Origin of the sequence: Humibacillus xanthopallidus (assembly GCF_006716675.1) — a bacterium.
Lineage (GTDB): Bacteria > Actinomycetota > Actinomycetes > Actinomycetales > Dermatophilaceae > Humibacillus > Humibacillus xanthopallidus_B.
The window spans coordinates 838888-862327 of the sequence record NZ_VFPM01000001.1 but is presented as its reverse complement, the minus strand read 5'-3'; the positions used below and the strand labels follow the sequence as shown (position 1 = coordinate 862327).

Here is a 23440-nt window from a genome sequence, read left to right as displayed (position 1 = left end):
CGTGGCCCGCTACACCGTGCTGCGGCTGCTGATCTTCTTCGGTTTCGTCCTGCTCTTCTGGCTCATCGGGCTGCGCGACAACCCGGTGCTGCTGCTCGCCGCGTCGGCGATCGCCTCGGCGGCGCTGTCCTACGTGCTCCTGCGCGGCATGCGTGACGAGATGACCGCCAAGCTCGTCGAGCGCCACGAGGCCAGGCTCGCTGCCAAGGCGCAGGCCAGCGGCGACGAGGCCGACGAGGACGCCGAGATCGCCGGCCAGCCGACGCCCGGTCTCGCCGCGGCAGGCCCGGCGGCGACCGCCTCTGGTCCGACCGGTGCGGGCTCCACGGGTGCGGCTGTCGACGCCGAGCGCCCCGCCGACCTCATCTCGGACGCGCCGAGCGAGGAGCGCCCCCGCAGCGAGCGCTGACCCGCCGACCCGTCCCGGCGTCCGCTCGGACGGGTTTGCCTGTGCCGTGGGAGAGATGCGGCGCCCGCGAGCCAACTGGTAGGCGTGGGCGACGCAGCGGCGGGTTGCTGTGGTCGTAGGCTCGACGCTGTGACACGACCCGCGCCCGAGGACGAGCTGGGCCACGAGCTCCCGCCCGAGGGAGGCCACGAGCCCACGCCGCACTCCGGTGTCCACCACGTCGGGCACCACGCGGATGCCGCCGAGCACGGCACCGTCGCCCGGCGCGAGGCGGCCCGTCGCCTCGGCGCGAACTCCGAGCACCACCCGCAGTGGATCGCCATCCCGTCGGCCAACGTGCGCCGCATCGTCTTCACGGTGCTGGCCGCCCTCGTGGGCCTCTCGATCGCGACGTGGGCCTTCGAGGCGATGAGCTCGTTCCTGCTCCTGCTGCTCCTCGCGTGGCTGCTCTCCATCGCCATGGAGCCTGCGGTGCTGTGGCTCGCGCACCGGGGGATGCGGCGGGGGGTCGCGACCGGCCTCACGATGCTGGCGATGCTCATCATCACGGCGGCCCTGGCCGAGCTCTTCGGGCAGGTCTTCCTCTCGCAGCTCTCGCAGCTCGGCCAGCAGCTGCCGAGCGCCGTCACCGCGGCCCTCGACTGGGTCAACAGCACCTTCAACACCTCCTTCGACATCGCCCAGATCCAGAACGCGCTCGAGCTGACGCCGAGCAGGATCGGGGAGTTCGCGGGGAAGTACGGCGGCGGCATCCTCGGCATCTTCGGCTCGGTGCTGACCTTCATCTTCGACGCGTTGACGATCCTCGTCTTCGCCTACTACTTCTCGGCGGACAGCCCGCGGCTGCGCCAGACGATCGGGTCGTGGCTGCCGCAGCGCTTCCAGCACGTCTTCATCACCGTGTGGACGATTTCGGTCGAGAAGACCGGCGGCTACGTCGTCTCCAAGGTCCTGCTCGCCACCCTGTCGTCCTTCTTCCACGCGGCGTTCTTCTGGTTCATCGACGTGCCCTTCTGGCTGCCCCTCGGCGTCTTCGCCGGCATCGTCGGCCAGTTCATCCCGACGATCGGCACCTACATCGGAGTCGTGCTGCCGGCCCTGTTCGCCCTGCTCGACAAGCCGATCAACGCGGTGTGGATCGCCCTCTTCGCGACCGTCTACCAGCAGCTCGAGAACTACGTCTTCACCCCGAAGATCAGCCGGCGCACGATGGACGTGCACCCTGCCGTCGCGCTCGGCTCGGTCATCGCGGGTGCTGCGCTCTTCGGCGCGATCGGGGCCGTCATCGGCATCCCGGTGGCGGCGGTGCTCCTCGCGATCCTCGACACCTTCCGCCAGCGGCACGAGCTCGTGCCGGAGCTCGCATCGCTCCAGCCCTCCGACGACGAGGATGACGACGAGGCCGACGACGACGTGGCCGACGACGACGAGGCCGACTAGACCTTGCCGAGGGCGAGGCCGACCGCGAGCAGCGCCGACCAGACGAGCTGGAAGCGGCCGGTCCCGGCAAGGGCAGGGATGAGCCCCGGACCGGTCGCCCCACCGACGACGGCCTGCATGGGCTTCACCATGAACGGCGCGGCCAGGACGGCAAGCAGGGCCCACGGCGAGGTGAAGGACGCGAGGCCGGTCATGACGAAGGCCACCGCGACGAGGGCGACGTAGAAGATCCGCGTGCCACGCTCGCCCATGCGGACCGCGAGCGTCCGCTTGCCGTGCTCGCGGTCGGTCGGGATGTCGCGCAGGTTGTTGGCGACGAGGATGGCCGAGGCCAGCGACCCGACCCCGATCGCTCCCCACCAGCCGGCTGCGGTCAGGGAGGTCATCGTCGCCATCGTGCCGAGGGTGGCGACGAGGCCGAAGAAGACGAAGACGAAGACCTCGCCGAGCCCGAGGTAGCCGTAGGGCCGCGACCCGCCGGTGTAGTACCACGCCGCGAGGATCGCAGCGGCACCGATCGGGATCATCACCCACAGACCGGAGAGCCCGACGAGGGCGAGCCCCAGCAGGCCGGCGAAGAAGAAGGCCGTGAAGGCGGCGATCTTGACCGAGCGGGGCTCGGCCAGTCGCTGCCCGACGAGGCGCACGGGCCCGACCCGCACCTCGTCGGTGCCGCGGATGCCGTCGGAGTAGTCGTTGGCGTAGTTGACGCCGACCTGCAGCAGCAGGGCGACGGCGAGGGCGAGGATGGCGTAGGCCCAGACGATGTGCCCGGTCTGGTACGCCGCGCCCGTGCCGACGAGGATGGGCGACACGGCCGCGGGCAGGGTGCGGGGCCGGGCACCCTCGATCCACTGGGAGAGGGTGGCCATGGTCCTGAGGTGTCCTTCGCGTCGGGTCGGTGGGGCGTGGGGCGCGTCAGCGGTCATTCTGCCGTCACCTGCAGGCGTGCGCTGTCACCACCCCCGGCGACACACGGGGGTCAGAGGCGACGCAGGAAGTCGGGGTCGTCGTCGGGCCCCCGCGGACCGGTAGGACGCCCACCCGACCCGCGGGTCGGGCCACCAGGCGCGGTCGCGCGCCCGCCGAAGAACCACGCGAGCGGCCCGGCCACCGGCACGAGCACGGCGAGGAGCCACACGGGCTTGGGCATGATGCGCACCTGGCGTCGGTCGGTCTGGATGCAGTCGACGAGCGCGTAGATCGTCGCGAACACCACGATGGCGATGAACACGACACGCAGCACGGCAACTCCTCGGGTCGGCGCCTTGGCACCTCGCAGCCCTGTCGGCACCTGGCGGCGCCTGGTCGGACCTGGTGGGGATGCCCCCATCTTGCCACCGGTCAGGCCCGCTCCTGCATCGCATGCCGGATCGCGGCGCGGTCGGGCTTTCCGGGGCCGCGCTGGGGGATGCTCGAGAGGACGAGCACGCGTCGCGGCAGGGCGGCCTCGGGGAGGATGCCGCGCAGCCTCTCGCGCACCTCACGGGTCGTGAGATGCCCGGTCGGGTCGAGCAGGGTGACCGCGGCGCAGACGCTCTCGCCCCACTCGGGGTCGGGCAGCCCCAGCACGACGACGTCGACCACGTCGTCGAGGTGGCGCGACATCGCGTCCTCGACGACGCCGGGGTTGATCTTGAGGCCACCGCTGTTGATGACGTCGTCGGCGCGACCGTCGATGACGAGCAGGCCGTCGTCGTCGAAGTGGCCGAGGTCGTCGGTGCGGAACCACCGCACGCCGTCGGGGTCGACCGTGAAGGCGTCGGCGGTCAGCCGCGGCTCGCCGAGGTAGCCGTGGGCGACGGTGTCACCGCCGAGCACGACGTGGCGGTCGTTGTCGACGTGCGCCCGGCTGACCGGCAGGGGCATCCCGTCGTAGACGCAGCCCCCGGCGGTCTCACTCATGCCGTAGGTCAGGCTGAGGGCCACCCCCGCCGCCCGGGCGCGCTCGACCATGGCGGTCGGGGTCGCGGCGCCGCCGACGAGCACGCCGTCATAGGCCGCCAGGGCCTCGAGTCCGGCCTCGTCGTCGAGCAGCCGGCCGAGCTGCGTGGGCACGAGAGCGGTGTATCGGCGCCGGGCCGCTCCCGACGGCCTCAGCTTGGCGGTGGCCTCGGCGAATCGCGCGGCCGTGAAGCCGTCGCGCAGGTCGAGCACGACGGGGTCGGTGCCGGCGGCGATCGAGCGCAGGAGCACCTGGAGCCCCGCGATGTGGTGGGCGGGCATGGCGAGCAGCCACGCCCCGCTGCCGCCGAGCACCTGGTGGGTCGCCGAGGCCGAGCGCGACAACGCCTCGGCGGTCAGCAGCGCCCGCTTCGGCCGGCCGGTCGAGCCGGACGTGCCCACCGCCAGCGCGAGCCCGTCGGGGAGGTCGGCAGGATCGTGACGGCCGATGAGGGGCACGGGGGAGCCCGCGGCATACGGCAGCACGGGGGCGCCACCCTCGAGAGCGGCCTCGAGACGGGGCAGCAGCGACAGGACGTCGTCGCCCAGGGGTACGGCGAGGGGCTGCAGAGCCGCTCCGGTCATGACGGCATTCTGCCGTGTGCGCCCGGGAGCGCTCCGCAGGGGCTCACGCCCGGCGTGGGTGACGCAGCCGCGACGGCGAGCGGGGCGGGTCGAGCTCGGCGCGACGCCGCTGGCGCGCCGCCATGACGATGGTCCACACGAGGGCGAGGGCGCACACCGAGAAGCCGATGTGCGGCTCGAGCGGCAGCACGATGCCGAGGGCGCCGCCGACGACCCAGAGCATCTGGAGCATCGTCTCCGACCAGCCGAAGACCGACGTGCGCACCCGCTCGGGCACGTCGCGCTGGACGAGTGCGTCGAAGCACAGCTTGGCGAGCTGGGCCGAGAGCCCCTGCGCGAAGCCGAGGAGCACGAGGGTCCAGATGCCGTACCAGATGCCCGTCGCGATGCACACGACCGTGGCGCCGAGGACCGAGAGCATCGCCGTGCGTTCGGGGTGGGTGGCCTGCACGACTCCGCCGAGCACGCTCCCGAGCGCATTGCCGATGCCGATCGCGACGGCGACGAGACCGATCACGAGCGGCCCGCTGAGCCCGTCGATCGGCGCCTCCTTGGTGAGGAACGCGAGGTAGAGGATGAAGAAGCCGGTGAGCACGCGCGTGCCACCCGTCGACCACATCGAGTGCATGACCGGCCACGGGATCGCCGCCTTGCGCCGCCGGAAGCGCCCGACCGGGCCGAGCGAGTCGACCGTCAGCGCCTCGTCGTCGCCTCGCTCCACCGCGGGGGTATGCCGGGTGGCCGGCTCCGTGCCCACCGTGCCCACCATGCCCACCGTTGCGGTGCCCACCGCCCCGGCGCCCTCCGGTCGGGTGCGGATCGGGACGGTGTCCTCCGGGTTGAGCTCGCCCTCCGCCGAGTCGACCTGCGCCGGGAGCCGGATGGCCTGCACCGTGCCGAAGGCGAAGATCACGAAAGCGGCCCGGAGGGCCCACGCCGGGCCGGCGAGGAGGGCGAGGCCACCGACGGCGGCACCGATCACCGCTCCGACGACACCGGCCATCGAGACCCTGGAGTTCGCCGCGACGAGCGTCGTGCCGGGGGGCAGCAGGCGCGGCACGGCCGCCGCCCGGGTGACGTTGTAGGCCTTCGAGGCGACGAGGCAGGCGAGCGCCGCCGGGAAGAGCCACCCGCTGTTGCCGCCGATCGCCTCCGCGAGCACCCAGCAGAGGAAGGCCCGCACCGCGGTCGTCGTGCCGATGGCCCAGCGCCGCCCGTGGCTGAAGCGGTCGAGCAGGGGGCCGATGAACGGCGCGAGGAGGACGAAGGGCACCATCGTCAGCAGCAGGAAGGCGGCGACCTCGCTGCGGGCCTGCGCCGTCTGGGGGTTGAGGTAGAGGATGCCGGCGAGCGCGAGCATCATCACGGTGTCACCCGCGGTGTGGCTCGCGTGCAACTCGGTCATCCGTGCGAGACCGCTCTCGCCGGCGCCGCCGGCGTGCGTGTAGGCGTGGACCCGCCGAGCGGCATACCGGCCGGAGCGGGCCGTCACGTGCACGGCTCCCGTCGCGGCCCGCCCGATGCCGCGGCCCACGGCGCGGGTCGCGTCGGCCGCTGCCTCGCGTGGACGCCGCTGGAAGCCGGCCGGCCGGCCGCCCTCCGGCACGTCGGGCACGTCGGGCACGTCGGGCGCGCCGTCACCGGCGCGGGCGGGTCGCTCCTGCCCGCCGGTGCCGTCGTCGCGAGGATCCACCTCATCATCCTCCCCTGTCGGCGGGCCTGCCGGGCCCCGGACACCCGGGTCAGTCCCGCGACACCCGGGCACCCGGGCTCGCGTCCCTGAGGCGCGCGGCGGCATACGCTCGCGGCGTGAGCGACGCGCCGACCCCGCCCGACCCGAGCCCTCGCACGACCCGCTTCGCCGTGGTCTGGTCGGCACTGCTGGGCTGCGTGCTGCTCGGCGCCGCGGCGTGGTTCTCCGCGATCAGCTGGTCGGTGCTGCGCGCCGGTCATCCGGCGCACCTGGTCACCCTTGTCGCGACGGGTGTCGTCGGGGCCCTGCTCGTCGTGCGAGCACTCCTCCTGCACCGGCGCGGCCCTCGAGCGGGCACTCCGTCACGGCGGCGCTGGCCACGCGTGCTCGGCCGCACCCTCGCGGGGGTGGCGACCGTCGCGGTCGTCGGCTCGCTCGTCTACCTCGTGCCGTTCTCGGCCACCCCGCCCGCGATCGCCGCCATGTCGGGCACGGCTGACGTGCGCGTCACGGACGCCACGACGACGATCACCCTGACTCCCGAGACCGATTCTGCGACAAGGGGACTCGTCTTCCAGCCCGGTGCGCGCGTCGACCCACGGGCCTACGTGCCGATGCTGACCGAGGTGAGCCGCAGCGGCGTCCTCGTCGTCATCGTCAAGCAGCCCTTCGACATCGGCTTCCTCGCGATCGACGCCCCGGCCGCTGCCATCGCAGCCCACCCCGAGGTCCGAACGTGGGCCGTTGGCGGCCACAGCCTCGGCGGCGTCGCGGCGTCGTCGTATGCCGGCTCGCACACCGACACGGTCCGCGGCCTCGTGCTCTGGGCCTCCTACCCGCTCGGGTCGCTCGCCCAGAGCGGCCTTCAGGTCGCCTCGATCTCGGGCTCCGCCGACGCGCTCGCGACGCCCGCCGACATCGAGGCGAGCCGGGTCGACCTGCCCGGCGACGCGGCATACACCGTCGTCGAGGGCGGTGTGCACGCCTTCTTCGGCGACTACGGCGAGCAGCCCGGCGACGGCACGCCGGGTGTGAGTCGCGAGGACGCCCAGCGCCAGATCGTCGACGCCACCGTGGCCCTCATGGCGTCACTGCCGACGAGCTGACGAAGGGACCAGCCGACGAGCTGACACACCTGCCGCGTAGCCGGACAGGACTGGACATGAGCACACACGAGAGCCCGCCGGACGGTGGACACGACACCGGTCCGCCGAGCGATGACCGCGAACGCTGCTTCACCACGCTCTTCGAGCAGACGTACACCCCGCTCCGTCGTTTCGCCGAGCGCCGGGTCCACCCGTCCCACGCCGACGACGTCGTGTCCGAGACGTTCGTCGTCGTGTGGCGCCGGCTCGAGGACCTGCCCCGGGATGCCGACGACGCCCGCGCGTGGGTCTTCGGCGTGGCCCGCGGTGTCATGCTCAACGCCCGCCGCAGCGACCGGCGGCAGGCGGCGCTCGCGGTGCGGATCGCGCAGGAGCCGGCGTCGGCCCACCCGACGGAGGGTGGCGAGCACCCGGATCTCGTCGCCGGGCGGGTGGACCTCGCCCGGGCCTGGTCGCGCCTGTCCCCGGTCCACCAGGAGGCGCTCGCGCTCACGGTCTGGGACGGGCTCGATGCGCCCCGCGCTGCCCGAGTGCTCGGCATCTCGCCCGTCGCCTACCGGCTGAGGCTGAGCCGGGCACGGAGGGCCCTCCGCGCCCACGCCGGGGCGCTCCCTCAGACCTCTCCCGCGAGTCGCGGATCCGTCGCCACCACGTCCCGAAGGAGCACGACATGAGCCCCGCCCCGTCCCCCCTCACCGCGCGCCGGCCCGGTGGCCATGACCTCGGCGCGGCCCTCCGTGCCCTCGACCCCGCCGAGACCGACCGGCACCTCGACGTCGCACAGGACGAGGCGGCCCGGGCGATCCTGCGGCGGGTCGTGTCGGCCCCGGCTGGTCAGCCGGTCCCCGCCGGGGGTCGTGCCGCACCGGCTCGTCCGATCGCACGCCGCGCGCTGGCCGTGGCAGGTGCGGTCGCCCTCGTGGCCGTCGGCTCGATTGCTGCACCCCGTCTGTTCGGCGGGGGAGAGGCGCTCGCGTGGTCGGCGACCCCCCGGCCACTCTCGCCGGCGACGGCCGCCGAGGCCGAGGCGGCGTGCGACGAGTGGGTGCGCGACGAGTGGGTGCGCGACGACGTGTCGCGTGACGACGGCACCGACCTGTCCGGTCTGCGTCCGGTCCTCACCGAGGCCCGTGGCTCCCTGGTCCTCGTCTACGAGTCGGACTCACGGCCCTCGCCCTCTGCCATCACCTGCTACGTCCAGGACGGGCACGTCGTCGCCTCCGGTGGGAGCGCCGCGACCGCCGCCTCGCCGCCGGCTCCTGCGGTGCCGCCCACCTCCCTCCACGGCGACCTGGGCGCGGTCTACAGCACCCCCTCGGGCAGCATCCGGGGAGTCACCGGACAGGTGGGCTCGGACGTCGTCGGAGTCGTGCTCGAGTCCGTGGCGCAGGGGCCGGTCACGGCGACGGTCAGCGACGGGCACTTCGGGGCCTGGTGGCCCGATGCGCCCACGACCGAGGCTCGGGAGAACGCCGCGAGCCGACCGGAGATCACCGGCGCGACCGTCACCCTCCGCGACGGGTCGACCCGTCGCGTGACGGTCGAGGAGCTGAGCGGTCGCACGACGGAGGAGCTCGGTCGCGCCGCCTCTGGCGGCTCCGCCTCCGGCGGCTGACCTCGGGACGGTCGTGTGCCGCGGGCCGGGCCACGCGGCATACGACCGTCCGCCAGCGGCGCGGTCAGAAGTACCAGGGGAAGGGTGACCAGTCGGGCTCGCGCTTCTCGAGGAACTGGTCGCGGCCCTCGACGGCCTCGTCGGTCATGTAGGCGAGGCGGGTCGCCTCGCCGGCGAAGACCTGCTGGCCCATGAGCCCGTCGTCGGTGAGGTTGAAGGCGAACTTCAACATGCGTTGCGCCTGGGGGCTCTTGCCCATGATCTCGGTCGCCACCTGGAGGGCCTCGCGCTCGAGGTCGGCGTGGTCGGCGACGATGTTGACGGCGCCCATGCGGTGCATGTCGTCGGCCGAGTAGGTGCGACCGAGGAAGAAGATCTCGCGAGCGAACTTCTGGCCGACCATCTTGGCAAGGTAGGCGCTGCCGTAGCCGGCGTCGAAGCTGCCCACATCGGCGTCGGTCTGCTTGAAACGGGCGTGCTCGCGGCTCGCGATCGTCAGGTCGCAGACGACGTGGAGCGAGTGGCCGCCGCCGGCCGCCCAGCCCGGCACGACGGCGATGACGACCTTGGGCATCGTGCGGATGAGCCGCTGGACCTCGAGGATGTGCAGGCGTCCGCCCTGGGCCTTCGTGCGCGCCGTGTCGACGGTGTCCGCCGTCTCGCCCTCGGCGTACTGGTAGCCCGAGCGGCCGCGGATGCGCTGGTCACCGCCGGAGCAGAAGGACCACTTGCCGTCCTTGGGGCTGGGGCCGTTGCCGGTGATGAGCACGACGCCGACGTCGGGAGTCATCCGGGCGTGGTCGAGCGCGCGGTAGAGCTCGTCGACGGTGTGCGGCCGGAAGGCGTTGAGCACCTCGGGCCGGTCGAAGGCGATGCGCACGACACCCGACTCCGCGTGCGGGCGCCCGGCGACCGCCCGGCGGCGGTGGTAGGTGATGTCGGTGAGCTCGAAGCCCTCGACGGCCTCCCACTCGGTCGGGTCGAAGATGTCGGACACGCTGCGCTCGCTGCTCACGGACCGACCCTACCGACGGGGCTAGCCTCGCCCGTATGCCGATCCCTCCCTACGTCTCCCACCTGCGCACCATGGTCGGCCGGGAGCTGCTGTGGATGCCGGGCGTCACGGCGGTCGTGCTGCGCGACGGTGCTGGGGGAGCCGGCGACTCCGGGGGAGCCGGCGCGGCTCGGGGAGCCGGCGGGGCTGGGGGAGCTGACGGTGCTGGGGCGCCTCAGGAGGTGCTGCTCGTGCGGCGGTCGGACAACGGCGCGTGGACCCCGGTGACGGGGATCGTCGACCCGGGGGAGCACCCGCACGTCACCGCGGTCCGCGAGGTGGCGGAGGAGGCGAGCGTCGTCGCGGAGGTCGAGCGTCTCGTGTGGGTGTCGGCGACCGGCGTCGTCACGCACGTCAACGGCGACCTCGGGCAGTACCTCGACCACACCTTCCGGTGCCGGTGGGTTTCGGGCGATCCGGCGCCCGGTGACGACGAGGCGACCGAGGCGGGCTGGTTCGCACTCGACGCCCTGCCGGAGATGGCTCAGCGCTTCCTCGACCGGATCGCCGTCGCCGTGGAGAACCCGCGCGACGTGCGCCTCGGCTGAGAGGCCCGGTCGCGGGCGTCTTCGCTGCGCGGGCGCGGGGTGGGCGCGGCGTCCCGCCTTGGTGGGCGCGTGGTGGGGCGGCTCGGGAAAACGGGAGGCGGGCTGTCGGTGCCGATCTGTAGCGTTTTGTCATTGTGACGGTGACGAAGGTGGAGCAGGACGAGACGCAGGGCACGACACGGGGTGGGGGCTCGCGTGCTGTGGTGCTGCCCGCCGACCGGGTGCCCGTCGACTGGCGACGGGTCCGACGTCCGCTCACCCTCGTGTGCTTCTCGATGTCCCTCCTGGGCGCAGTGGCGGCCGCGCTGGGGTCGATGGTCGCGGGCCGCCTCGCCGAGAACGCCACCGCGACCCTCGTCGTGCTCCTGGCGGTGTGCGTCGTCGGCGGCGCGCTCATCGACACCGTCGCCAAGACGATCTGGGCGACGGTCTGCGACCGGGCCGAGGGCAGGCTGCGCGCCGACCTGCTCGACGCCGCGATGGCCCAGCCCCTCTCCGAGCTGTCCGAGCAGGCCGTGGGCGAGGTGCTCGACCGCATCGACGACGACACGTGGGAGGTCGGCCAGCTGATGCGGTGGGGCGTGTGGCAGGCCGTGCGCACCCTGCTCGCCTCGGGCCCGCTGTGGGTCGTCGCGAGCATCGCGTGGTGGCCTGCCGCCGTCCTCTTCCCCCTCACCGGATTCGCGACCTGGTGGGTCGTGCGCACGCTCCTGCCGCAGGTCGCCGAGCGCAAGGTCGTCGAGGAGGCCGCCTGGACCGACCACGCCGCCTCCACCGAGGAGGGTGTCGCTGCCCGTGACGACCTGCGCACCGCGCTCGGCCAGGCCCACGTGCTGCGCCGCAACGCGAGGATGGCCGCTCGGGTGCACGCGGCGCTCGACCGGGTGCTGCGGGTCGAGGCGCGCATCACCCGCCGCAGCGGCGGGCTGCTCCACGGCGCGCTCGCTGCGGTCGCGGTCGTCGGTGCGGCCCTCGTGCTCGCCGGAGACCTGACCACGTCCCGGCTCGTCACCCTCTTCCTCGTCACGACGATGTTCGTCGGTGGCGTCGACATGCTCGCGCGTCACCTGCCCGACCTGCAGGAGGGCTTCGGCGCCGTGCTGCGACTCCGGGCGATGCTCGCCTCGCCGGCCGAGCCGACCGGCGGCCTGCCGCTGCACGACGGCCCGCTCGACGTGGAGTTCTGCGGCCTCGAGTTCACCTATGGCACAGGGACGTTCGCATTGCGAGACGTCAACCTTCTCGTCCCCGCCGGGCACACCTGCGCGCTCGTCGGACGCACCGGCTCGGGCAAGTCCACGCTGGCGTCGCTGCTCTCCCGGGCCGTCGAGCCGCCGCATGGCACCGTGCTGCTCGGAGGCATGGACGTGCGCGACCTCGACCTCCAGCAGCTGCGCGCCGCCGTGGGCGTGGTCACCCAGCGCACTGAGGTGCTCGCCGGCACCCTCGCGGAGAACATGACGCTCTTCGGCGACGTGCCACGAGCGCGCGTCGAGGCGGCGGTTACCGAGCTCGGCCTCACCGACTGGGTGGCGGGGCTGCCCGACGGTCTCGACACCATGCTCGGGCCGGGTGGCACGACGCTCTCGGCAGGAGAGGAGCAGCTCGTCGCGTTCGCCCGGTTGCTCGTGCGTGATGTTCGCGTCGTCGTGCTCGACGAGGCCACGGCCCGCATGGACCCCGTCACCGAGGCACGCGTCGTGCGCGCGGCCGACCGGCTGATCTCGGGACGCACGGGCATCCTCGTCGCGCACCGGCTCTCGACGACCGAGCGGGCCGAGCAGGTGGCCGTGCTCGAGTCCGGTCGCGTCGTCGAGCACGGTCCGCGTGCTCGCCTGGCCACCGGCGACGGGCCGTTCCGGCGGCTGCTCGAGGCGGCCGCCCACGAGGTTGCCGTCGAGGACCACCACCACGACGACGCCGCGATCGGTTCGGTGCGGCGCAGCACGACGCCGCCGCCGCCACCGGCGCTGGCTCCGACGCCGAGCCTGGCACGGCAGGTCCTCCACGCGGTGCGCATCCAGCCGCAGTGGGGTCTGGTCGGCGCGTCCCTCTTCCTCCTCGCCTCCCTGACCGGCGCCTTCGGCGCCGTGACCGGGTGGGTCTGGGGTCTCGTCGTCACCGATCTGCAGGCCGGGCAGAATCCCGGCTGGCGCATCGCCGCACTCGTCGTCTCACTCGTCATCGGCCCGCTCCTGTTGTCGCAGGCGTTCCGCTCCTATCCCCACTGGTGGGTCGAGGTCCGGCTCCGGGTGCGCGCCGCCGTGCTCGCGGGCCAGACCGCGCAGCGCCGGCTCGTGCGCACCCCGCCCGGCGAGGTCGTCGCCCGCACGATGGATGCCGACCGTCTCGCGCGCTACACCGACCGGTGGGTCGACTTCGTCAACGGCCTCGTCGTCGCCTCGGTGACGGCTCTCATCGCCGGCACGTGGCTCGCGGGCGCGGTCCTGCTCGTCGTCATGGTCACCTCGGCGCTGGCCTCGACCCTCGGGCGACCGGTGGCCGGCCGCTCGGCCGCGGCCGCGTCGACGGCTCGCGCCGACTTCGGGCGGTCCCTCGTCTCGGCGCTCGAGTCGATCCGCACGGTCAAGCTCGCTGCGGCCACGCCGCAGGTGCACCGTCACCTGCACCGGGTCGACGGCGGCCGCGTCGACGCGGCGGTCCGCGAGCACCGGGTGCAGGCGCTGCTCGACGGCGTGCCCGTCGTCATGGTCCAGTGCGGTGTCGTCGCCGCGTGGGCGGGGTTCCTGCACGGCACGTGGCCTCTCGCCACCACCCTGCTCGTCGCCAACGCCGTGAGCGGTTTCGACTGGTTCGGCCGGGTCGCCGGCTCGGTGGTCACCGAGGCGCCGGGCGTGCGCGCGTGGATGAACGCCACGAGCGAGCTCGCCGGCGGCGGCGACCTCATGGACGTGCCGCCGGGGATGGACCTCGTGCGCGGCACCGCCGACGCGCCGCAGCCGGGGCAGCGCGACCCGTTGCGCACCCTCCGCCTCCAGCATCTGACGGCGATCCACGACGACGGCACCATCGGTGTGGAGGACGTCGACCTCACCGTCGAGGCGGGCCAGCTGGTGCTTCTGCTGGGTCAGGTGGGCTCGGGCAAGTCGAGCCTGCTCTCGGCGCTGGCGGGGCTCACGTCCCACACCGGCGAGGTGCTGTGGAACGGCCACGTGCTGGCCGAGCCCGAGGTCGACCTGCGACCCGGCCGGGTGTCCCACATCGCGCAGGTCCCACGGGTGCTCTCGGGCAGCTTCACGGGCAACATCGCTCTCGACCACGCCGACCGGCAGGTCGAGCCCGCCCTGGCGGCGGCGCGCATGGAGCGCGACGTCGCCGAGGCCGGTGGACCGCACGCTCTGGTCGGGCACCGTGGCGTCAGGCTCTCCGGCGGGCAGGTGCAGCGACTCGCGCTCGCCCGCGCGCTCGCCTGCGAGGCCGACGTGCTGCTGGCCGACGACGTCTCGTCGGCGCTCGACGCCGCCACAGAGATCGAGCTGTGGGCCGCACTGCGCTCCGGCGGCGCCACCGTCATCGGCGCGACGAGCAAGGCCGCCGCCTTGGCGCAGGCCGACCGGGTCGTCGTGCTCGACGGCGGCCGGGTCGTCGAGACCGCTCCGTGGCGCGAGCTCGCATCGCGATGGGGCCACCTCGCCGGGTGATCCCGGCTCCGTTGCGACATCATGCCGACACCGCGCTCGACTCGGTCGCGGTGTCGGCCGTCAGGTCGCCGGCCTCGTCGGACGACGCGCACATGAGGGGGAACGGCATCATATTCGACCAGCTCCCGGTCCGATCGACCGCGAGGATCGCGTGAGCAGTGACGCTGTCGGCGGTTTCTGCCATGGTCGACCCATGGCCGAGAACGTGACCGAGAGTCAGACGACGAGTGAGACCGGGAGCCTCACGGACAGCCACACGGACGTCGCGTCCGAGAGCCTGAGCGGCGAGACCTTCCGCAACCGCTCCCTGCGAGAGGCGAGGTTTGTCAGCTGCGACCTGAGCGACGTCGTCGTGCGGGGGTGCGATGTCGCTCGGATGGAGATCGACTCCCCCTGGCTCCTCGAGGACGGTGGCCGGCTGCTCGTCAACGGCGTCAACGTCGTGCCATTCGTCGATGCCGAGCTCAACCACCGCTTCCCGGGGCGCGAGTCCCGCGCCGCGGCGGACCCCGAAGGCCTGCGCTCCGCCTGGGCGTCGGTGGAAGCGGCCTGGGCGGCAACCCTCGACCGGGCCGCGGCCATGCCGCCCGGCTCGGTGGATGCGACGGTCGACGGGGAGTGGTCGCTGGCCCAGACGCTGCGCCACCTCGTCATGGCGACGGACGTCTGGCTCGGCAGGGCCATCCTCGAGCGGGAGCAGCCCTATCACCCGGCGGGCCTCCCCAACGACGACCACGACAGCGACGCCTACGACGAGTCCGCGTTCTCGGTGGTCATCCCGCCGTTCGAGGAGGTCATGGACGCTCGGTCCGGGCGCCAGGCGATGGTGCGTGACTTCATCGCGGGTCTCACCCCGGCCGCTCTCTCCGAGCCGCGGCGCAACCCACACGACCCCGACGTCGCCGAGACCGTGCTCTCCTGCCTGCGCACCATCCTCGAGGAGGAGTGGGAGCACCACCGGTATGCCGTGCGGGACCTCGACGCGCTCGAAGCGCGGGGACTGACCCCGTCGCCATGACATCTGTCAGGGCCAGGTGCTGACAGAGGGGCCGGGTCCTCTTCCACCGGCGCGCCTACCGTCGACGGAGAACGGGGTCGACCGGCCCCGACGGACGGAGGAGACCGCGTGTTCTCGCCTCGCAACTTCATCATCGCCGGCGTCGTGCTCATCGCCATCGCTCTCGGCCCGTCGGGCCACGGGCTGTGGTGGCTCGTCGGGTTCCTGTGGTTCCTGCCGCACCGCGCTGGGCGGGGCCACCTCTGCGGCGGCGCACCCCGACGCAGTCATGACCCAGTGGGCACCTCGGGGTCGCCGCGGACCCTCGATGAGCTCGCATACCCGCTCCCCGACGCGCACCACGACCGTCACGTGGCCTTCCCCGAGACCCGCTGACGGCCAGGCGCCCCTGCCGCCCCCCGGATGTCGCCGACAGGTCCAGCGGGGTCGGTCATGATGGGGGCATGACCGGCTCGCCCGCCCTGCCCGACCTCACTGACGTGCTCGAGCGAGCCCATGTCGTCGCACTTCCGATGCGGGTGCGCTTCCGCGGCGTCGACGTCCGCGAAGCGGTGCTCTTCGAGGGCCCCTCGGGGTGGGGCGAGTTCGCCCCCTTCGCCGAGTACGATGACCTCGAGGCGGCGCGGTGGCTCGCCTCCGGGCTCGAGGCTGCGTATGCCGCGTGGCCGGCTCCGCGCCGAGACGTCGTTCCCGTCAACGCGACGGTCCCCGCGGTGGGTCCCGACCAGGTGCCGGCGGTGCTCGCCCGCTTCGACGGGTGCACGACGGCCAAGGTCAAGGTCGCCGAGCGGGGCCAGACCCTTGCCGACGACCTCGACCGGGTGGCGGCAGTGCGCGACCGGATGGGTGCCTCGGCGCGCATCCGGATCGACGCCAATGGCGGCTGGACCATCGAGCAGGCCGTGGAGGCCCTGGGCAAGCTCGCGGCCCAGGACCTCGAGTATGCCGAGCAGCCCTGCGCCACCGTCGAGGAGCTTGCCACGCTTCGAAAGACCCTGGCGCACAACGGGATCGAGGTTCCGATCGCAGCCGACGAGTCGATCCGCAAGGCCGATGACCCGCTCCTCGTCGCCCGCCTCGCTGCGGCCGACCTCGTCGTCGTCAAGGTCGCACCGCTCGGCGGGGTCGCCCGAGCGCTCGAGATCGTCGAGGCGTGCGGCCTGCCTGCTGTCGTGTCGTCGGCACTCGACACGAGTGTCGGCATCGCGGCAGGGGTCGCGCTCGCCGCAGCGCTGCCCGATCTCCACCACGCGTGTGGCCTCGGCACCGTCAGCCTCTTCACCCGCGACGTCGCCCGCCTGCCGATCCGACCGGCGCGCGGCGTGCTCGCTCCCGGACGTGCCGAGCCGGACCCGGACGCCCTCCTCGAGCTTGCCGCCCCTGCCGACCGGCAGCGCTGGTGGCGCGACCGGCTCGTCCGGTGCCATGCCCTGCTGGCCGACGGGAGCCCCCGATGATTCACGCCTGCCTGAACGGTGACCGGCCCCCCGGCACCCACCCACCCATCCCGGTGACCCCGGACGAGCTGGCCCGCGCGGCTGCGAGCTGCGTCGCGGCCGGAGCGGCCATGGTGCACGTGCACCCCCGCGACGACCACGGCTGGGAGACGCTGGCGGCGCAGCACGTCGTCGACGCCCTCACCGCGATCAGGGCCCTCACCCCCGGGCTGCGGGTCAGCGTCACCACCCGGGACGGCATCGTCGACAGCCCGCGGACCAAGCTGGCGCAGATCTCGGAGTGGCCCGGCCCCGACCTCGGTGGGCCCGACTGCGCCAGCGTCAACTGGCACGAGGAGGGCGCCCTGGACATCGCGACAGCATTGCGCGAGAAGGGAATCGGGGTCGAAGCAGGCATCTGGACCCCACGCGCGACGATCGCCTTCGTGTCGACGAACTGGCCGTGGCAGGTGGAGCGGGTGCTCGTCGAGGTCATCCCCGGCGTGACGCCCGGCTCCGAGGGGACGTGGGCCGCCGAGCGCATCCTGGCGGCGCTGGGCATGACGCCGGCGCCCGTGCTCGTGCACGGTGAGAGGGCGTGGACGTGGCCCGTCCTCCGGTGGGCCCAGGCCTCGGGCTTCGACGTGCGCATCGGCCTCGAGGACACCCGATACCTCCCCGATGGCAGCGTCGCTCACGACAACTCGGAGCTGGTGCGGGTCGCCACCGAGTCCGAGCCCGGTGCGCCGTCTCAGTGGCCGGTGCCCGACCCGCTCTGACCGGCCGCCCCGGGCGCGCGGTCTCAGCCCCGCTGGCCTGGGCGCGACGCGGCCCGCTGAGCGAGGTCGCGGAGCCACCCGGCCTCGCCCCGCCGATCGACACGCGACACGGGCACCTCGAGCACCCTGATGCCAGAAGGCTGCTCGTCGAGGGCCGCGCTGAGCCGACCGAGGTCCGTGACGCGCTCGTATGCCGTGTGGTGCGCCGCACACAGCGCCTTGAGGTCGGTGCCGTGCGGGGTGCCGAAGACCCGCTCGAAGGCGCTGGCGTAGCGCTGGTCGCCCTGCTCGAGCGTGCTGAAGATGGCACCGCCGTCGTCGCTCAGCACGACGAGCGTCAGGTCGGGCCGCGGCTCGCCCGGACCGATGAGCAGTCCGTTCGCGTCGTGCAGGAACGTCAGGTCGCCGAGGTAGGCGATGGTCCGAGAGGCGCCCGACCGGCCGAGGGCCACGCCGACCGCGGTAGACACGACGCCGTCGATGCCGGCGAGACCTCGGTTGCCGACGACGAAGCGGTGCTGGAGGGGTGGCCACGGGACCGCCATGACGTCGAGGTCGCGCACCGGGTTGGAGGAGCCGACGACGAGCGTCGCGTGGCCCACGACGGCGCGTCCGACCACTGATGCCACGGCCAGGGGCGAGTCGGGAGGCAGTTCGGTGTCGATGAGGGCACCGAGCCGGTCGTCAACCTCGCGCCAGGTGTCGAACCACCCCGAGTCGTCCGGGCTCTCGACCGTCGGGACGGCCTCGAGCACGGTCGCCACGCGTCCGGGGTCGGTCGCCACGCCGTCCGGACCTCGCACGGCTAGCACCTCGAGACCCGGGTCGCTGAGCAGCTCGGTGACGGGACGGGAAAGGGTGGGGTGGCCGATGACGACGACGCGCTCGATCTCGCCGCGCAGGTCGGTCGTGAGGAGCAACCGTCCGGTGCGAATCGCCTGGCGCCCGATGCGGGCCCCTGAGGTCGGCTCGGCGATGAGCGGCCAGTTCGCCGATTCGGCCAGCAGCCGTGCCCGTGGACCGGCGCCGTCACCCGCCACGACAACCGTCCGCGGCCCACGAGACAGCACCACCCCCGCACCTTCGGTAGCCGGGGCGATGAAACCGGTGCCGGATCCGTCCAGGGCCGCACGTTCGGTAGCCCGGGCGACGAAACGGCTGCTGGATCCGGCCAGGGCCGCACGTTCGGTAGCCCGGGCGGCGAAATCGGTGCCGGATCCGCCCTCGCCCGCACGTTCGGTAGCCCGGGCGGCGAAATCGGTGCCGGATCCGCCCTCGCCCGCACGTTCGGTAGCCCGGGCGGCGAAATCGGTGCCGGATCCGCCCTCGCCCGCACGTTCGGTAGCCGGGGCGGCGAAATCGGTGCCGGATCCGTCCTCGCCCGCACGTTCGGTAGCCCGGGCGGCGAGACGGGCGGGTGGGGCGGGGTCGGGGTGGCGCCACCAGGTGGCGGGGTCCGGGTCCGGGGGCAGCAGGCTGCCGTCGAGCTGGAGGTTGAGCTGGGTCGGGCCGGTCGAGGCGCCCGCGGCAGCCACTGCGGCGCGCAGCCGCCCATCCCCGTCGCCGGCCGTGAGGTCGTGACACGGCGCGAAGACCCCGAAGATGCCCGCCTGCTCGGCCGTCTGGTTGGCGCCCGTGCCGCGCAGCCGGTCGGGCCGGTCGGCGCTGACGACGACGAGCCGCCGGCCGGTGTGGTGGGCCTCCATGACCGCGGGCAGCAGGTTGCCGACCGCGGTGCCGGAGGTCGTGACGACCGCGACCGGACGCCGCGAGCCCGTCGTCAGGCCGAGGGCGAGGAAGCCCGCCGACCGCTCGTCGACCCGAACGTGCAGCCGGAGGTCGCCGGCCGCGTCGGCGGCGTGCAGCACGAGCGCGAGCGGGGCCGACCGTGACCCGGGCGCCAGCACGACGTCGCGCACCCCCGCGAGCCACAGCTCCTGCACGACGCGCAGCGCCAGGTCGTATGCCGTCCGGTCGCCTTCGTCGACCATGCTGGGCCCCGGCTCAGTCGCCCGAGAGGGCGTCGCGCATCGGGATGAGCTTGGCCGTCGACTCGGCGACCTCGGCCTCGGGGTCCGACCCCGCGACGATGCCGCACCCGGCATACAGCCTGATCTGGCTCGCGTCGTCAGGGGCGAAGGCGCCACTGCGCAGCGCGATGCCCCACGCACCGTCACCGGTGGCGTCCATCCAGCCCACGGGACCGGCGTAGCGGCCGCGGTCCATGTGCTCGAGCTCGCTGATGAGCGCGACGGCGCGGGCGGTCGGGGTGCCGCCGACGGCTGCGGACGGGTGGAGCGAGGCGGCGAGGGTGAGCGAGGACGCGTCGTCGGCGCTCACGGCCGCGACGTCGGTCGCGAGGTGCATGACGTTGGGGAGGTGGAGCACGAAGGGCGCCTCGGGCACGTTCATCGACGACGAGTGCGGCTCGAGGGCGTCGGCGACGGACCGCACGGCGTACTCGTGCTCCTCGAGGTCCTTCGAGGAGCGCGCGAGCGACGCGGCGAGGCCGAGGTCCTTCGCATCGTCACCCGTGCGGCGGATGGTGCCCGCGAGCACCCGTGAGGTGATGAGTCCCTGGTCGCGGCGGACGAGCAGCTCGGGCGTGGCGCCGACGAGACCGGCCACCGAGAAGACCCAGGTGTTCTCGTAGCGCTCGGCAAGGCGTCGCAGCAGCCACCGTGCGTCGATGGGGGACTGCGCGCTCGCGACGAGGTCGCGCGCGAGCACGACCTTGTCGACCTCGCCGGCGTTGATGCGCGCGACGGCCTCGGCGACCGAGTGCGCGTAGTCGGCCGGCGAGACCGAGCCGTCGGCGAAGGTGACACCCTGCGGTGGCTCGGGATCGCTTGCGGGAGTGGGGGACTCGAGGATCGTCAGCTGCGGGTCGAGCGACACGGTGGTCAGCCAGGTGCGCCCGTCACGGCGTCCGACGATCGTCGAGGGCACGACGAGCCGCGCACTCTCGGCGGAGTCGTCGGCGAAGGGGAAGGAGCCGAAGCTGACGAGGCCGGTGCCCGGACGCCCGACCTCGTCGCGCACCACCGCGTGGGTCACGACTTCACGCCACCACGCCTCCGCGTCGCGGAAGCGCTCCGGGCCGCGCGACTCGAAGGTCAGGGCGCGGCCCCAGCCGACGAGGCCCTCACCGCGGCGGACCCACGACACGAGGTCGTCGGGCTCGGCGCCGGCGGGCAGCAGGGTGAGCAGCGGGTCCGTCAGCTCGAGCGGCACCGTGCGCACGACGAGCGTCGGGGCCGCCGCGGGTGACGGCGCTTCGGGGACGGGAAGCGTGGACATCGCCAGCAATGCTACGGCTGCCGCACCACCTCCCCGCGCCGGCCGGTCGGCACCGGTCCCGCAGAGCCGGCCGGACGGCATACCGCAGCGCTCACCGCCATCACGTCGGGTGCGAGGATGGGCGCATGACCCGCGCCCAGCTCGACAAGAAGCCCGTCGACGTCGCGTCGATGTTCGACACCGTCGCCGAGAAGTACGACGTGACCAACGACGTGCTCTCCCTCGGCCAGGACCGGCTGTGGCGACGGGCCGTCGTCAAGGCGGTCGACGCGAAGCCGGGGGAGCGGATCCTCGACATCGCCGCCGGCACCGGCACCTCGAGCGAGCCGTGGGCCGACCGCGAGATCGAGGTCGTCCCGGCCGACTTCTCGCTCGGGATGCTGCGCGTCGGCAACCGGCGCCGCCCCGACATGGCCTTCACGGCCGCCGACGCGATGAGCCTGCCCTTCGCCGACGCGAGCTTCGACGTCGTGACGATGAGCTTCGGCCTGCGCAACGTCGCCGACGCGTCCACGGCGCTGCGCGAGTTCCTCCGCGTGACCAGGCCGGGCGGCCGGCTGCTCGTCTGCGAGTTCAGCCAGCCGGTCAACAAGGCCTTCCGCACCGTCTACAGCAACTACCTCATGCGGGCGCTCCCCTCTGTGGCGCGCCGCACGTCGAGCAACCCCGACTCCTACGTCTACCTCGCCGAGTCGATCCGCGCGTGGCCGCCGCAGGGCGAGCTCGCCCGCACCCTCGAGCAGGCCGGCTGGCAGCAGGTCGGCTGGACCAACCTCACCGGCGGCGTCGTCGCCCTCCACCACGGCACGAAGCGCTGATCCCTCGCCCCCGGCGCGCCCGAACGGGTGTGATGGCGAGGCCGCTCGGGAGTGGGGCTGTCGAGGGTTAGGCATGCCTTATCTGACAAGCGCGAAATCGCCGGAATAGACTCCCCGAGAGTTCGTGAAGATCTTCACAAGCAGTTCGGAAGCGTGCAGGGAGCCATGACCAGTTCGAGCGTCGCGCCGAGCCCCGCGGGGGCCGGCGGTGCCTCCGTGGAGCGCGCCGACGTCATCGTCGTCGGCGCCGGTCCGGGTGGCAGCGCGACCGCGGCCTACCTCGCCGACCACGGCCTCGACGTCGTGCTCCTCGAGAAGTCGGCCTTCCCGCGCGACAAGATCTGCGGCGACGGCCTCACCCCCCGCGCGACCAAGGAGCTCATCTCCCTCGGCGTCGACACGTCCGGGTGGCAGCGCACGCAGGGGCTCCGCATCAAGGGTGGCGGCCACACCCTCCAGCTCGACTGGCCCTCCGGTGAGGCCTTCCCGTCCTACGGCATGGTGCGCACCCGCGCGCAGCTCGACGAGACCCTGGCCCGGCACGCCGAGCGCAAGGGCGCCCTGCTCCACGAGCGCACGAGCGTCACCGCTCCGATCCGCGACTCCTCCGGCCGGATCGCCGGCGTCACGGCCAAGCGCCTCGACGACGCCGGCCGAGCCACCGGCGAGACCGTCTCCTACCGCGCTCCCGTCGTCGTCGCGAGCGACGGCGTCTCCAGCCGGCTCGCCACCGCGGTCGGACGGACGAAGCGCGAGGACCGCGTCATGGGTGTCGCGGTGCGCGCCTACTACCGCACGCCGCGACGCGACGACTACATGGAGAGCCACCTCGAGCTGTGGACCCGTGACGAGAGCGGCAAGCGGATCCTCATGCCGGGCTACGGCTGGCTCTTCCCGCTCGAGGACGGCCGCACCAATGTCGGCCTCGGCACCCTCGACACCACCTCGGCCTTCCAGAAGACCGACTACAAGGACGTCATGCGTCGCTGGGTCGAGGACATCAGTCCCGACTGGCACCTCGAGCACGACGAGGAGGCGGGGCCCATCCGTGGAGCCGCGCTCCCGATGGGCTTCAACCGCACCCCGCTGTATGCCGATGGCCTCCTCCTCGTCGGCGACTCGGGTGGCATGGTCAACCCGTTCAACGGCGAGGGCATCGACTACGCCCTCGAGGCCGCCCGCGTGGGCGCCGAGCTCATCGCCCAGTCGATGGCCCGCCCGACCGACGCCGAGCGCGAGCGGGTGCTCGCGGCATACCCCAAGGTCATGAAGGACGAGCTGGGCGGCTACTTCACGCTGGGGCGCTGGTTCGCGCACGCGATCGGCAACCCCGAGGTCATGCGCCTCGCGACGAAGTACGGTCTGCCCCGCACGACGCTGATGCGCTTCCTGCTCAAGGTGATGGCCAACCTGCCCGAGCCGGGCGGCAAGGCGGCGAGCGACCGCATCATCAACGGCCTCTCACGGCTGGCGCCGGACGCATGACCGACACGCTCCGAGGCCTCCTTGTGACGCCGAGCACAATCAAGCGCGACGCCCCTAGGATGGGCCTGCCGCGCACCCGCAGCGAAGCCAGGCACGACACGCACGACCGAAAGGCACGTGACCGAGGATGAACTCGTACGTCCCGATCCTCTTCATGCTGGGACTCGGCTTCGCGTTCGCCGCGTTGTCGGTGTTCACCTCACTCGTCGTGGGGCCGAAGCGCTACAACCGCGCCAAGCTCGAGGCCTACGAGTGCGGCATCCAGCCGACGCCCCAGGCGGCCGGCGGTGGGCGCGTGCCGATCAAGTACTACCTGACGGCGATGCTCTTCATCATCTTCGACATCGAGTCGGTGTTCCTCTACCCCTTCGCGGTGGCGTTCAACAAGCTCGGCCTCTTCGCCCTCGTCGAGATGGTGCTCTTCATCCTCACGGTCTTCATCGCCTACGCCTACGTGTGGCGGCGCGGCGGGCTCGAGTGGGACTGATCGGGGCCTCCGTGCAGATGTGTCCTCGCACGGGTCCAGCGGCGAAGTACTAGTAAGGAGT

Annotated in this window: 21 protein-coding genes; 14 read left to right on the top strand and 7 right to left on the bottom strand. The window is 73.0% G+C overall.

Annotation, left to right across the window (positions count from 1 at the left end):
• Position 1: 1 nt before the first annotated feature.
• Positions 2–409: a DUF4229 domain-containing protein gene (locus FBY41_RS03600; RefSeq protein ID WP_141842013.1), complete on the top strand. Its 408-nt coding sequence runs from the start codon at positions 2–4 to the stop codon at positions 407–409.
• A 129-nt stretch (positions 410–538) separates the two neighbouring features.
• Complete coding sequence (locus FBY41_RS03595; protein WP_185748872.1) at positions 539–1849, top strand: AI-2E family transporter; 1311 nt, start codon at positions 539–541, stop codon at positions 1847–1849.
• Here FBY41_RS03595 and FBY41_RS03590 read toward each other — a convergent pair.
• The 4 genes from FBY41_RS03590 to FBY41_RS03575 all read right to left on the bottom strand — a co-directional run bounded on the left by FBY41_RS03590 (position 1846) and on the right by FBY41_RS03575 (position 6071).
• A complete protein-coding gene (locus tag FBY41_RS03590) occupies positions 1846–2721 on the bottom strand; it encodes a 1,4-dihydroxy-2-naphthoate polyprenyltransferase (RefSeq protein ID WP_141842011.1) in 876 nt (291 codons plus the stop codon). The genes FBY41_RS03595 and FBY41_RS03590 overlap by 4 nt on opposite strands.
• 110 nt (positions 2722–2831) lie before the next feature.
• Positions 2832–3095 (bottom strand): PLD nuclease N-terminal domain-containing protein, encoded by a 264-nt coding sequence (locus FBY41_RS03585; RefSeq protein ID WP_185748871.1) that lies wholly within the window; start codon positions 3093–3095, stop codon positions 2832–2834.
• A 98-nt stretch (positions 3096–3193) separates the two neighbouring features.
• Positions 3194–4378 (bottom strand): o-succinylbenzoate--CoA ligase, encoded by a 1185-nt coding sequence (gene menE, locus FBY41_RS03580; RefSeq protein ID WP_141842009.1) that lies wholly within the window; start codon positions 4376–4378, stop codon positions 3194–3196.
• A gap of 43 nt (positions 4379–4421) precedes the next feature.
• Entirely contained in the window at positions 4422–6071 is a 1650-nt protein-coding gene (locus tag FBY41_RS03575; protein WP_260439538.1) for an MFS transporter, read from the bottom strand.
• A gap of 116 nt (positions 6072–6187) precedes the next feature.
• Here FBY41_RS03575 and FBY41_RS03570 point away from each other — a divergent pair, with 116 nt between their 5' ends.
• The 3 genes from FBY41_RS03570 to FBY41_RS03560 are packed head-to-tail and all read left to right on the top strand — an operon-like array spanning position 6188 to position 8792.
• Positions 6188–7177 (top strand): alpha/beta hydrolase, encoded by a 990-nt coding sequence (locus FBY41_RS03570; RefSeq protein WP_141842008.1) that lies wholly within the window; start codon positions 6188–6190, stop codon positions 7175–7177.
• Between the two features lie 56 nt (positions 7178–7233).
• Positions 7234–7851 carry an RNA polymerase sigma factor gene (locus tag FBY41_RS03565; RefSeq protein ID WP_141842007.1) on the top strand — a complete coding sequence of 206 codons (618 nt, stop codon included), beginning with the start codon at positions 7234–7236 and terminating at the stop codon, positions 7849–7851.
• The gene (locus FBY41_RS03560; protein ID WP_141842006.1) at positions 7848–8792 is read left to right on the top strand and encodes a hypothetical protein; all 945 of its coding nucleotides are present in this window, start codon (positions 7848–7850) and stop codon (positions 8790–8792) included. The genes FBY41_RS03565 and FBY41_RS03560 overlap by 4 nt, the downstream gene beginning before the upstream one ends.
• 64 nt (positions 8793–8856) lie before the next feature.
• On the opposite strand, the gene FBY41_RS03555 is transcribed toward FBY41_RS03560, so the two are convergent.
• Positions 8857–9807, bottom strand: coding sequence for a 1,4-dihydroxy-2-naphthoyl-CoA synthase (locus tag FBY41_RS03555; protein ID WP_141842005.1), 951 nt, complete (start codon positions 9805–9807; stop codon positions 8857–8859).
• A gap of 35 nt (positions 9808–9842) precedes the next feature.
• Between FBY41_RS03555 and FBY41_RS03550 the strand changes: the two genes are divergently transcribed.
• From FBY41_RS03550 to FBY41_RS03525, 6 genes are all read left to right on the top strand, one after another.
• Complete coding sequence (locus FBY41_RS03550) at positions 9843–10394, top strand: NUDIX hydrolase (protein WP_141842004.1); 552 nt, start codon at positions 9843–9845, stop codon at positions 10392–10394.
• A gap of 140 nt (positions 10395–10534) precedes the next feature.
• A complete protein-coding gene (locus tag FBY41_RS03545) occupies positions 10535–14056 on the top strand; it encodes an ATP-binding cassette domain-containing protein (RefSeq protein ID WP_141842003.1) in 3522 nt (1173 codons plus the stop codon).
• 193 nt (positions 14057–14249) lie between these two features.
• Positions 14250–15074 (top strand): DinB family protein, encoded by an 825-nt coding sequence (locus tag FBY41_RS03540; RefSeq protein ID WP_141842002.1) that lies wholly within the window; start codon positions 14250–14252, stop codon positions 15072–15074.
• Positions 15075–15182: 108 nt separating this feature from the next.
• The gene (locus tag FBY41_RS03535; RefSeq protein ID WP_141842001.1) at positions 15183–15449 is read left to right on the top strand and encodes a hypothetical protein; all 267 of its coding nucleotides are present in this window, start codon (positions 15183–15185) and stop codon (positions 15447–15449) included.
• Positions 15450–15517: 68 nt separating this feature from the next.
• Positions 15518–16531, top strand: a complete 1014-nt coding sequence (locus FBY41_RS03530; protein WP_141842000.1) for an o-succinylbenzoate synthase — start codon at positions 15518–15520, stop codon at positions 16529–16531.
• A complete protein-coding gene (locus FBY41_RS03525) occupies positions 16528–17289 on the top strand; it encodes a 3-keto-5-aminohexanoate cleavage protein (RefSeq protein WP_141841999.1) in 762 nt (253 codons plus the stop codon). Before FBY41_RS03530 ends, FBY41_RS03525 begins: the two co-directional genes overlap by 4 nt.
• Before the next feature lie 23 nt (positions 17290–17312).
• On the opposite strand, the gene menD is transcribed toward FBY41_RS03525, so the two are convergent.
• Positions 17313–19280, bottom strand: a complete 1968-nt coding sequence (menD, locus tag FBY41_RS23765) for a 2-succinyl-5-enolpyruvyl-6-hydroxy-3-cyclohexene-1-carboxylate synthase (protein WP_260439537.1) — start codon at positions 19278–19280, stop codon at positions 17313–17315.
• Positions 19281–19293: 13 nt separating this feature from the next.
• Entirely contained in the window at positions 19294–20589 is a 1296-nt protein-coding gene (locus FBY41_RS03510; RefSeq protein ID WP_141841998.1) for an isochorismate synthase, read from the bottom strand.
• A 125-nt stretch (positions 20590–20714) separates the two neighbouring features.
• Between FBY41_RS03510 and FBY41_RS03505 the strand changes: the two genes are divergently transcribed.
• The 3 genes from FBY41_RS03505 (at position 20715) to FBY41_RS03495 (ending at position 23379) form a co-directional block, all read left to right on the top strand.
• On the top strand, positions 20715–21407 hold the full coding sequence (locus FBY41_RS03505; RefSeq protein ID WP_141841997.1) for a demethylmenaquinone methyltransferase: 693 nt from the start codon (positions 20715–20717) through the stop codon (positions 21405–21407).
• Positions 21408–21572: 165 nt separating this feature from the next.
• On the top strand, positions 21573–22892 hold the full coding sequence (locus FBY41_RS03500) for a geranylgeranyl reductase family protein (RefSeq protein ID WP_141841996.1): 1320 nt from the start codon (positions 21573–21575) through the stop codon (positions 22890–22892).
• Positions 22893–23019: 127 nt separating this feature from the next.
• Complete coding sequence (locus tag FBY41_RS03495; RefSeq protein WP_026864999.1) at positions 23020–23379, top strand: NADH-quinone oxidoreductase subunit A; 360 nt, start codon at positions 23020–23022, stop codon at positions 23377–23379.
• Positions 23380–23440 lie beyond the last annotated feature (61 nt).